General features: G+C 58.8%; 9 protein-coding genes. 2 read left to right on the top strand and 7 right to left on the bottom strand.

Annotated features, from left to right (window positions below):
* Positions 1-3: 3 nt before the first annotated feature.
* The 4 genes from fabD to AC07O1_RS24865 form a co-directional block, all read right to left on the bottom strand.
* Positions 4-942, bottom strand: coding sequence for an ACP S-malonyltransferase (gene fabD, locus AC07O1_RS24850; RefSeq protein ID WP_495090481.1), 939 nt, complete (start codon positions 940-942; stop codon positions 4-6).
* Positions 943-1,067: 125 nt separating this feature from the next.
* A complete protein-coding gene (gene plsX / locus AC07O1_RS24855; protein WP_495090482.1) occupies positions 1,068-2,078 on the bottom strand; it encodes a phosphate acyltransferase PlsX in 1,011 nt (336 codons plus the stop codon).
* A 3-nt stretch (positions 2,079-2,081) separates the two neighbouring features.
* A complete protein-coding gene (gene rpmF / locus AC07O1_RS24860; RefSeq protein ID WP_003179396.1) occupies positions 2,082-2,264 on the bottom strand; it encodes a 50S ribosomal protein L32 in 183 nt (60 codons plus the stop codon).
* 13 nt (positions 2,265-2,277) lie between these two features.
* Positions 2,278-2,805, bottom strand: a complete 528-nt coding sequence (locus AC07O1_RS24865; RefSeq protein ID WP_494994001.1) for a YceD family protein — start codon at positions 2,803-2,805, stop codon at positions 2,278-2,280.
* Between the two features lie 105 nt (positions 2,806-2,910).
* Here AC07O1_RS24865 and AC07O1_RS24870 point away from each other — a divergent pair, with 105 nt between their 5' ends.
* Positions 2,911-3,489 (top strand): Maf family protein, encoded by a 579-nt coding sequence (locus tag AC07O1_RS24870; protein ID WP_495090483.1) that lies wholly within the window; start codon positions 2,911-2,913, stop codon positions 3,487-3,489.
* Between the two features lie 142 nt (positions 3,490-3,631).
* Here AC07O1_RS24870 and sppA read toward each other — a convergent pair whose 3' ends face one another.
* The 3 genes from sppA to rluC are packed head-to-tail and all read right to left on the bottom strand — an operon-like array spanning position 3,632 to position 6,251.
* Complete coding sequence (sppA, locus tag AC07O1_RS24875) at positions 3,632-4,621, bottom strand: signal peptide peptidase SppA (protein ID WP_495090484.1); 990 nt, start codon at positions 4,619-4,621, stop codon at positions 3,632-3,634.
* A gap of 21 nt (positions 4,622-4,642) precedes the next feature.
* Entirely contained in the window at positions 4,643-5,305 is a 663-nt protein-coding gene (locus AC07O1_RS24880; protein ID WP_495090485.1) for an HAD-IA family hydrolase, read from the bottom strand.
* On the bottom strand, positions 5,295-6,251 hold the full coding sequence (rluC, locus tag AC07O1_RS24885) for a 23S rRNA pseudouridine(955/2504/2580) synthase RluC (protein ID WP_494994005.1): 957 nt from the start codon (positions 6,249-6,251) through the stop codon (positions 5,295-5,297). The genes AC07O1_RS24880 and rluC overlap by 11 nt, the downstream gene beginning before the upstream one ends.
* Before the next feature lie 701 nt (positions 6,252-6,952).
* Here rluC and rne point away from each other — a divergent pair.
* The gene (gene rne, locus AC07O1_RS24890; protein WP_495090486.1) at positions 6,953-10,126 is read left to right on the top strand and encodes a ribonuclease E; all 3,174 of its coding nucleotides are present in this window, start codon (positions 6,953-6,955) and stop codon (positions 10,124-10,126) included.
* Positions 10,127-10,262: the final 136 nt, after the last annotated feature.

The raw sequence follows: 10,262 nt of genomic DNA on the forward strand, positions 1-10,262 counted from the left end.
AATTCAAGCCAGCGCTGCACGAGCGGCAGCGAAAGCATCTGGGGTATTCAGGTTAGAGGTCGATACGCCTTCGGCGCAGCGCTTGTTCAGGCCGGCCAACACTTTGCCAGGACCGCATTCGACCAGCTGGGTGGCGCCATTGGCAGCCAGGCACTGGACAGACTCGACCCAACGTACCGGCTTGTAGAGCTGCTCAAGCAGATCACGCTTGAGTGTCTCAAGATCCGCCGCAACACTGGCGCTGACGTTCTGCACCAACGGGATTTGCGGAGCCTGCCAGTTGATTGCAGCGATCGACTCAGCGAAACGCTCGGCAGCCGGACGCATCAATTCGCAGTGGGATGGCACGCTGACCGGCAACGGCATCGCTCGCTTGGCACCACGCGCCTTGCACCCCTCGATGGCGCGCTCGACAGCTGCCTTGGCACCTGCGATCACAACCTGACCCGGCGAGTTGAAGTTGACCGCGCTGACCACTTCACCCTGCGCCGCTTGCGCACAGGCCGCCAGCACATCGGCATCGTCCAGACCGAGAATCGCGGCCATGCCGCCCTGCCCGGCCGGTACGGCCTCCTGCATCAACTGACCGCGACGCTCCACCAGCTTCACAGCATCGCCCAGGCTCAGGCTGCCAGCCGCGACCAGCGCGCTGTATTCGCCCAGGCTATGACCTGCGACATAGGCCGGGCGTGCACCGCCCTCAGCCAGCCACAGGCGCCACAACGCGACGGACGCAGTGAGAATGGCCGGCTGGGTTTTATCGGTTTGATTGAGCTGTTCTTCCGGCCCTTGCTGGGTCAGTGCCCACAGGTCATAGCCCAGAGCATCGGAAGCTTCTTTGAATGTTTCAAGGATCAACGGGTATTGCGCGCCCAACTCGGCCAGCATGCCGAGGGACTGCGAACCCTGTCCTGGAAAGACGAATGCGAGGGATGCAGACATGTAACAAGCCCCTAATGATCTTGTCGTCGGAGAATTGACGTCCCATATAAAGGACACAAAAAACTGACAGTTGGATGACTGATTGAACTAAGCGGTCACATTTAAGCATTCTCGAGCGAAAACGCCTAAAGCAACAGATCCTCGAGACGACCGTGCAAGCGCTCCGGCAGGTTTTCCTGGATCTCGATCACGGCCCGCTGAATCGCACTTTGGAACCCCTGCACCCCCGCCGAGCCATGGCTTTTCACAACGATACCCTGCAAACCGAGAAAGCTCGCACCATTGTGCCGTGCAGGCGCCAGATCAGCCTGCAAGCGTCGCATCAACGGTAGCGCCAACGCACCGACCATTCGCGATACCACGCTTTGCCTGAACAGCGCTTCAATTCGCGCCGCAATCATGGTCGCCAGGCCTTCGCTGGACTTGAGCAGGATATTGCCGACGAAACCGTCGCAGACCACGACATCCGCCTCACCACGGTACAACCCATCCCCCTCTACGAAGCCGATGTAGTTCATGCCGCGGGCATTTTGAAGCAGACTCGCCGCCAGCTTGACCTGCTGATTACCCTTGATGTCTTCGGTACCGATATTCAGCAATGCCACCCGCGGACGGACAATACCCAGCGTTTCAGCCGCAACCGACCCCATCACCGCAAATTGCAGAAGATGCTCGGCACTGCAATCGACGTTAGCCCCCAGATCGAGCAACTGGCAATAACCGCGCTGGGTCGGAATGGCTGCAACCATCGCCGGACGATCAATACCCGGCAGGGTTTTCAGCACATAGCGCGACAACGCCATCAGCGCACCCGTATTGCCAGCACTGACGCACGCCTGAACCTTGCCATCTCGCAACAACTCAAGCGCCACACGCATCGAGGAGTCCGGCTTGCCGCGCAGGGCTTGCGATGGCTTTTCATCCATGGCGATCACTTGCGTGGCCGACACGATATTCAAGCGCGCGCGATCCACAGCCGACTGGCTGGCAATCAGTTCTTCTAAAAGGGAGAGTTGACCGACAAGGGTCAGGTGCAGCGAGGGCGTAGCAGACAGACAAGCAAGGCTGGCCTGAACAATGCTGCGGGGACCGAAGTCCCCGCCCATTGCGTCAATCGCGATGACTTGAGCGGACAAGGATTACTCGTCAGCGCCCTTGTCGATCACTTTACGACCACGGTATACGCCTTCTGGCGATACGTGGTGACGCAGGTGAACTTCACCAGTGGTTTTTTCTACAGACAGGGTGCTAGCCTCGAGAGCATCGTGGGAACGACGCATGTCACGGGCAGAGCGGGATTTTTTGTTCTGCTGAACAGCCATAATTGATTAACTCCTAAACGTTTGGGTCACGCTTTAACTGCGCCAATACACTGAACGGGTTGGACCGCGTTACCTCGTCCTCGCTCGGTTCGGGCTCATCGAGACCCGCCGGCTGCTGGCATTCTTCCGGATGATGAGCAGGCACAATGGGCAAGGCGAGCAAAAGCTCCTCCTCGATCAGTGACTGCAGATCCAAAGGATCTTCGCCCAGTTCCAGCACGTCATAACCTTTCGGCAACGACTGGGTATTCGCACCCTCTTTCACCACAGCATAACTGCATTCGCTGTGGATCGGCAGGGTGACCAGCTCAAGACAACGCTGGCAAACCATTTTGACTTCGACATCGATAAAACTGTGGATAACCACAGATTTACGCTCATCTCGCTCAAAAACGAATTTAGCCTGCACCGTACCGACAGTATCGGAAAGCGGGTCGCAGAGTCTCTCCAAATCGGCCAGCAGCAGTTCACCTTGAAGGGTGGTGCCACGATCAGCCAATTTGCGCGGGTCAACGTGAGGTGGAATCGGGTCATTCAACATAGGCGCAGCATTATAGGGATGCCCCCGGCCATGTCAAAGGAAATTCAACCCTGTCCGCCACTTGGAAGCCTCGCTAGAATCCACGACTATCATCAGGAGAACCGCATGCTGCCTTTATTACTTGCTTCAAGCTCGGCCTATCGTCGTGAATTGCTGGCCCGCTTGCAACTGGCATTTACCTGCAGCTCACCGAATATCGACGAAAGCCACCGCCCGGGCGAGCCCGCCATCGACCTGGTCAAACGCCTGGCCAAAGAGAAAGCCCAAGCCCTGAGCAGCAGCCATCCCGCCCACCTGATCATCGGCTCCGACCAGGTTGCCGTACTGGACGGCCAAATCATCGGCAAACCACACACCTTCGAAAAAGCCCGGGCACAACTATTGGCCGCCAGCGGTGCCAGCGTGACCTTTCTGACCGGCCTGGCACTGCTCAACAGCCAGACTGGCCACTGCCAGGTCGACTGCATCCCCCTCACCGTTCACATGCGCACACTCGATCAAGCACGTATCGAGCGCTACCTGCTCGCCGAACAGCCCTACGACTGCGCAGGCAGCTTCAAAGCCGAAGGATTGGGCGTGAGCCTGTTTCGGAGCACCGAAGGCAGTGACGCCACCAGCCTGATCGGCCTGCCGCTGATCCGCCTGGTCGACATGCTGCTGGCCGAGGGCGTGCAGATTCCTTGAATTGGCGCCCTACCCCACAGCCACAGGCGAAGCCTGCGTTCGACCGCGAAGCGCTCACCAATCCAGATCGCACGAAGCTAACCATCTGCGCTCAACTATAAAAAAACCGGCCACGTGAGCCGGTTTTTATGCTGCGCGTTAATCAGCGCAATGTTGGCCCTTGAAAGCCCATCCACATTGCCAAGTGCTCGGCAACGCTGGCTCCGAGCTTTTTCGAGAAGCGATCGAATGTCGACTCCTGAATCGTGAAGTCAACCAGCTCTTTCTCACCAATCACATCCCGCGCCACTGAGCTCGCACTTCCCAGCCCATCGATCAAGCCCAACTCCAGCGCCTGCTCACCCGACCACACCAGGCCAGAGAACAGCTCAGGATGCTCCTTGTCCTTGAGCCGCTCGCCACGCCCCTGCTTGACGCTGGCGATGAACTGGCGATGGGTCGTGTCCAGCACACCCTGCCAGAATTGGGTTTCCTCAGGCTTTTGCGGCTGGAACGGATCGAGGAACGACTTGTGCTCGCCAGAGGTATAGGTCCGACGCTCGACACCAAGCTTCTCCATCGCCCCTACAAAACCATAACCCGCCGCCGTCACACCGATGGAGCCAACCAGACTGGCCTTGTCGGCGTAGATCTGATCCGCAGCGCTGGCGATGTAATACGCGCCAGAAGCCCCCAGGTCCGAGATCACCGCATAGACCTTGATCTCAGGATGCAGACCGCGCAAACGACGAATCTCGTCATAGACATAACCCGACTGCACCGGACTGCCACCCGGACTATTGATCCGCAGCACCACGCCCTTGACCTTCGAATCGTCAAAAGCAGCCCGCAAGCCACCGACAATATTGTCAGCACTGGCGGGCTCCTTGTCGGCGATCATGCCGTTCACATCAATCAGAGCCGTGTAGCCAGAGCCACGCGTTGCGCTTTTTTCCACGTCCATCAGCGGTGTAAACAACGCCATCGCCGCAAACAGATAAACGAAGGTCAGCAGCTTGAAGAAAATCCCCCAGCGCCGCGAGCGCCGTTGCTCTTGCACGCTGGCCAAAAGGGTCTTTTCAAGCAGCTTCCAGCTTTTCTCGTCACTGCCTTCGGCACTCGCCTCGCTTGGCGCCTTCCACTCATCCTTCATACCATTTACCCCAGCAAAAACTTAATTGGCCCGCCGGCTCAGCCAGGCGCGCAGCTCAGAAAAATGATCAATGGCCAGACGCGGCTCGAACACACGCAGGGCATCCATCGATTGAGCACCATAGCTGACCGCAACCGAATCCATACCGGCATTGCGCGCCATCAACAGATCGAACGAAGAGTCGCCCACCATCAACGCCTGCTCGGGACCGACTTCGCAATGGGCGAGAATCTGCTCCAGCATCAACGGATGTGGCTTGCTCGCAGTTTCGTCGGCAGCACGAGTGATATCGAAATAATCCTCCCACCCATGAGACTTCAGCACTCGATCCAACCCTCGACGGGCTTTGCCAGTGGCCACAGCCAGGCGATATCCCTCGCAACGAAAAGCTTCGAGAGACTCGACCACACCAGCAAAGAGTGGCGAAGGCTCGGCCTCGAGCGCAATGTAGTGATCCGCGTAGCGCTGACGGAACGCAACCAGGTCAGCGTCGCCGATTTCCGGGTACAAGGTGCGGATCGCCTCCGGCAAACCCAGACCGATGATGCCTTTGACGGCAAAATCGTCTCGCGGCGGCAAATCCGCTCGCGCAGCCGCTACCTGCATTGCCTCGACAATTCGACCAATGGAGTCGGCCAAGGTGCCATCCCAATCAAAGATCAGTAGCTTGTAATCAGCTAGCACTCAGACGCTCCACGGTCCTGGCCCACATTTCGTCCACCGGCGCCTGCAGTTTGAGTTCGCCGCCATCAGGCAGCGGCACGGTCAGCATGTAGGCGTGGAGGAAAAGGCGCTTGCCGCCCATCTCGCGAATCTCTTTACTGAAGTCCTCATCGCCGTATTTGCTGTCACCGGCAATGCAGTGCCCGGCATGCAAGGTGTGCACGCGAATCTGGTGGGTCCTGCCAGTGACAGGCTTGGCTTCGATCATCGTGGCGAATTCACCGAAACGGCGCAGCACCTTGAAGACCGTGAGAGCCTCCTTGCCCTCCTCATTGACTTCAACCATGCGCTCGCCGGAGCGCAGGTTGCTCTTGAGCAACGGCGCACGAACCTGCTTGATCGATGTCGCCCAGTTGCCGCGGACCAGCGCCATGTAGCGCTTATCGACGCCATCACCACGCAAAGCGGTGTGCAGGTGGCGCAACATGCTGCGTTTTTTCGCGATCATCAGCAGGCCGGAAGTGTCCCGATCCAGGCGATGGACCAACTCCAGCTCTTTAGCATCGGGCCGCAACTGACGGAAGGCTTCGATAACCCCGAAGTTCAGACCGCTGCCGCCGTGGACCGCAATGCCGGCTGGCTTGTTGATCACAATCAGCGCCTTGTCTTCAAAGACAATCGACGCTTCAAGGCGCTGCAACAAACCCTGAGCTACAGGCACCGGCTCGTCGCGCTCAGGCACGCGCACAGGTGGCACACGGACAATATCGCCCGCCTGCAGCTTGTATTCAGGCTTGATCCGCCCCTTGTTCACGCGCACTTCGCCTTTACGCAAAATGCGGTAAATCAAGGTTTTAGGCACGCCTTTAAGCCGAGCGAGCAGGAAATTATCGATTCGTTGGCCGGCATATTCCGGCGAGACCTCAAGCAGCTGGACGCTGGGGGTCAGGGGGGCAGTAGTTGTCATGCCGGGAATGATAACAATTTTTATGGATTTGAAGCACTTAATGATTGCTGCTATAGTCGCGAACGCCGCCAAAAGCGGCCTGGGCAGCGGACCAACGGTCGAAGACCGACCCTGACCAACGCAATTCATCAGGACGCAAGGCCGTCCTACGGGGCTTTCGCTACAATTATGGAAGGTTCGCGATTGTAACAAGCGCAGGTGACATGAGGCCTGAAGCGAGCGCAAGAAGCAGAGTGATTACTCGTCTTTTGCGCCGATATTCACGGCCAGTTCACAAAGTGCAGTCGATCTCGAATGAGCCTGAGCGAAGGCTTCGGAAACACCGCCTAAATTAGCCATGATGCGTGACCTCCCCTTTCGGAGCTCACGGTAAATGCCAACCCGCTGCGGATTCTGCGCGCGGCAGCACCCGAATTATCAGGGATACGTGTAGGGTGGAGATGCACAACCGTCGGACTGTGTAGCACTAGGCTTATATTTAGACGCTTCATCTCGTCCACCGTCGCCGGTTGATTCCTCCTCCTGACTGAGTGCTTAAGTAGCCACAGCAAGCAGGACGCGTACGTCGCGACTCCGGCCCAATTGGTCGAACCTCGCTAGACACTGGAGTGTCCAACCACTCCTGACGCACCTGACACCGACCGTGAGAAGTCGTGTGTGCCGAACGCCGTTTCCGGCAGCCCGGAAACCGACGGTACTACATGAAAAGAATGCTGATTAACGCAACTCAACCCGAAGAGTTGCGTGTTGCACTGGTAGATGGCCAGCGCCTCTACGACCTGGATATCGAATCCGGTGCACGCGAGCAGAAAAAGGCCAACATCTATAAAGGCCGGATTACTCGCATCGAACCAAGCCTTGAGGCTGCCTTTGTCGATTTCGGCTCTGAGCGCCACGGCTTCCTGCCACTCAAAGAAATCTCCCGCGAATACTTCAAGAAAGCCCCCGAAGGCCGCGTCAACATCAAGGACGTCCTGAGCGAAGGCCAGGAAGTCATCGTCCAGGTCGAAAAAGAAGAACGTGGCAACAAGGGCGCAGCCCTGACCACCTTCATCAGCCTGGCCGGTCGTTATCTGGTTCTGATGCCGAACAACCCGCGTGCCGGCGGTATCTCCCGTCGTATCGAAGGTGAAGAGCGCAACGAACTGCGTGAAGCCCTGAACGGTCTGGTTGCTCCAGCCGATATGGGTCTGATCGTGCGCACTGCCGGCCTTGGCCGCAGCAGCGAAGAAATGCAGTGGGACCTCGATTACCTGCTGCAGCTCTGGACCGCCATCAAAGAAGCCTCGCTGGATCGCTCCGCGCCATTCCTGATCTATCAGGAAAGCAACGTGATCATCCGCGCCATCCGCGACTACCTGCGCCAGGACATCGGCGAAGTGCTGATCGACAGCATCGAAGCCCAGGACGAAGCCCTGACCTTCATCCGTCAGGTGATGCCGCAGTACGCCAGTAAGATCAAGCTGTACGAAGACAGCGTACCGCTGTTTAACCGTTTCCAGATCGAAAGCCAGATCGAGACCGCCTTCCAGCGCGTCGTTGAACTGCCTTCCGGCGGCTCCATCGTTATCGATCCGACCGAAGCCCTGGTGTCCATCGACATCAACTCGGCGCGCGCCACCAAAGGCAGCGACATCGAAGAAACCGCTCTGCAGACCAACCTTGAAGCTGCCGAAGAAATCGCCCGTCAGTTGCGCCTGCGTGACATCGGCGGCCTGATCGTCATCGACTTCATCGACATGACCCCAGCCAAGAACCAGCGCGCCGTGGAAGAAAAAGTCCGCGAATGCCTGGAAGCCGACCGCGCTCGCGTACAGGTCGGTCGTATCTCGCGCTTCGGCCTGCTGGAAATGTCCCGTCAGCGCCTGCGTCCATCCCTGGGCGAAAGCAGCGGTATCGTCTGCCCACGCTGCAGCGGCACCGGCATCATCCGTGATGTTGAATCGCTGTCGCTGGCGATCCTGCGCCTGATCGAAGAAGAAGCCCTGAAAGACCGCACCGCCGAAGTTCGTGCCCAAGTGCCAATCCCGGTCGCTGCGTTCCTGCTCAACGAAAAACGCAACTCGATCACCAAGATCGAACTGCGCACCCGTGCACGTATCGTCATTCTGCCGAACGATCACCTCGAAACGCCTCACTTCGAAGTTCAGCGTCTGCGCGATGACAGCCCGGAAGCTCACGTCGGTCAGTCCAGCTACGAAATCGCCGCTGCCGCTGCCGAAGTAGAAGAAGTTCAGCCGGTCGCCGCTACCCGCACCCTGGTTCGCCAGGAAGCCGCGGTGAAAACCGCTCCGGCACGCGCCAATGCTCCGGTTCCGGTTGAAGCCCCCGCCGCACCTGTTGCTGCGCCAGTCCACGTCGCCGAACCAAGCCTGTTCAAAGGTCTGGTGAAGTCGCTGGTCAGCCTCTTCGCTACCAAAGAAGAACCTGCCGCTCCGGTCGTGGTTGAAAAGCCAGTCACCGAACGCCAGCCGCGCAACGAAGAGCGCCGCACTGGTCGTCAGCAGAGTCGCAGCCGTAACGGTCGTCGCGACGAAGAGCGCAAGCCGCGCGAAGAACGTGCACCTCGTGAAGAACGTGCACCTCGTGAAGAGCGCGCGCCTCGTGAAGAACGTGCACCCCGCGAAGTCCGTGAAGAAGTAGCGGCCGTAGCAGCTCGTGAAGAACGTGCACCACGCGCTCCGCGTGAAGAACGTGCCCCACGTGCTCCGCGTGAAGATCGCAAGCCGCGCGAAGCTCGTGAAGATCGCCCGGTTCGTGAACTGCGCGAGCCGCTGGATGCAGCTCCAGCCGCAGTTGCCGAAGAGCGCCCTGCCCGCGCCCCACGCGAAGAGCGTCAACCGCGCCCACCGCGTGAAGAACGTCAACCACGTGTCGAGCAGGCTGCTGTCGCCGTTAGCGAAGAAGAACTGCTGCCGAACGAAGAACAACTGCAGGATGACGGTCAGGAGAACGCCGAAGGCGATCGTCCACGCCGCCGCTCCCGTGGCCAGCGTCGTCGCAGCAACCGTCGTGAGCGTCAACGTGATGCCAACGGCAATGTGATCGAAGGCTCGGAAGAGACCGAAGAAAGCAGCGAAGAACCAAGCGGCGCCGCTCTGGCTGCCGGTCTGGCCGTTACCGCGGCTGTTGCCAGCACTGTGATCAGCGCCCCAGCTGAAGCTCAGGCTCATCAGCAAGCAGAACGCGCTACTGCCGTCACGCTGGAAACTGCTTCGGTTGAAGCGCCAGTGGTTGAAGCGACCACTGCGATTGAAGCGCCTGCCGCTCCTGCCGTTGAAGTTGCTCCGGTTCGTGAAGCACTCGTTGCCGAGCAAGCCGTTGTAGCTGAACAGCCAGTCGTCGCCGCAGAACCTGCGTTCGAAGCTCCGGTTGCTGAAAAAGCCTTTGAGCCGACTTATGACGCTCCAACCCCGTTCGACCGCGTCGCTGAATCGGTTGTCGTTGAAGCTCCAACTCCAGCTCCTGCTCCTGCTCCAACTCCAGCTCCAGTCGCTGAAGTGGTAAGCGCCGAGCCAGTGGTTGCGGCTCCGGTTGAAGCGCCAGTGGTTGCCGCAGTGACGGAGCCGGTGGTCGAAGCCGCACCGGCAAGCGCCCTGACCGCAAGTGGTCGTGCGCCGAACGATCCACGTGAAGTGCGTCGTCGCAAGCGTGAAGCCGAGAGTCTGCAGAAAGAAGCCGAACTGGCTGCAGCTGCTGCACCTGTAGAAGCTGTGATTGCTGCCGAGCCTGCTCCGGTTGTCGCTGAAGTGGCCAAGCAAGCAGCTGTTGAACCTGCCCCGACCATCGACGAAAACCTGCATTCCGTCGAAGAAGTGGTAGAGCAAAAACCCAAAGCCCTGGAAGAAGAGCACGAGCCTAAACCCCTCGCCTGATTCCAACGGCTGTTAAAAAGCCCCGCCTGCTAACGCAGGCGGGGCTTTTTTATGTTTCATGTCTCGTCCTGAATAAGGTTTACACCTTCTGGCTTCTTATCAGGAGGGTGCAATGGATACGGGCGCAAAACGCAGT

It is taken from the genome of Pseudomonas sp. GW821-FHT07G10 (genome assembly GCF_059418545.1).

What these genes read in the sequence shown, in the direction of transcription:
- rluC (WP_494994005.1), bottom strand. Translation starts at nt 6,251, where the DNA reads ATGACAACTACTGCCCCCCTGACCCCCAGCGTCCAGCTGCTTGAGGTC.
- rne (WP_495090486.1), top strand. Translation starts at nt 6,953, where the DNA reads ATGAAAAGAATGCTGATTAACGCAACTCAACCCGAAGAGTTGCGTGTT.
- fabD (WP_495090481.1), bottom strand. Translation starts at nt 942, where the DNA reads ATGTCTGCATCCCTCGCATTCGTCTTTCCAGGACAGGGTTCGCAGTCC.
- rpmF (WP_003179396.1), bottom strand. Translation starts at nt 2,264, where the DNA reads ATGGCTGTTCAGCAGAACAAAAAATCCCGCTCTGCCCGTGACATGCGT.
- AC07O1_RS24865 (WP_494994001.1), bottom strand. Translation starts at nt 2,805, where the DNA reads ATGTTGAATGACCCGATTCCACCTCACGTTGACCCGCGCAAATTGGCT.
- sppA (WP_495090484.1), bottom strand. Translation starts at nt 4,621, where the DNA reads ATGAAGGATGAGTGGAAGGCGCCAAGCGAGGCGAGTGCCGAAGGCAGT.
- AC07O1_RS24870 (WP_495090483.1), top strand. Translation starts at nt 2,911, where the DNA reads ATGCTGCCTTTATTACTTGCTTCAAGCTCGGCCTATCGTCGTGAATTG.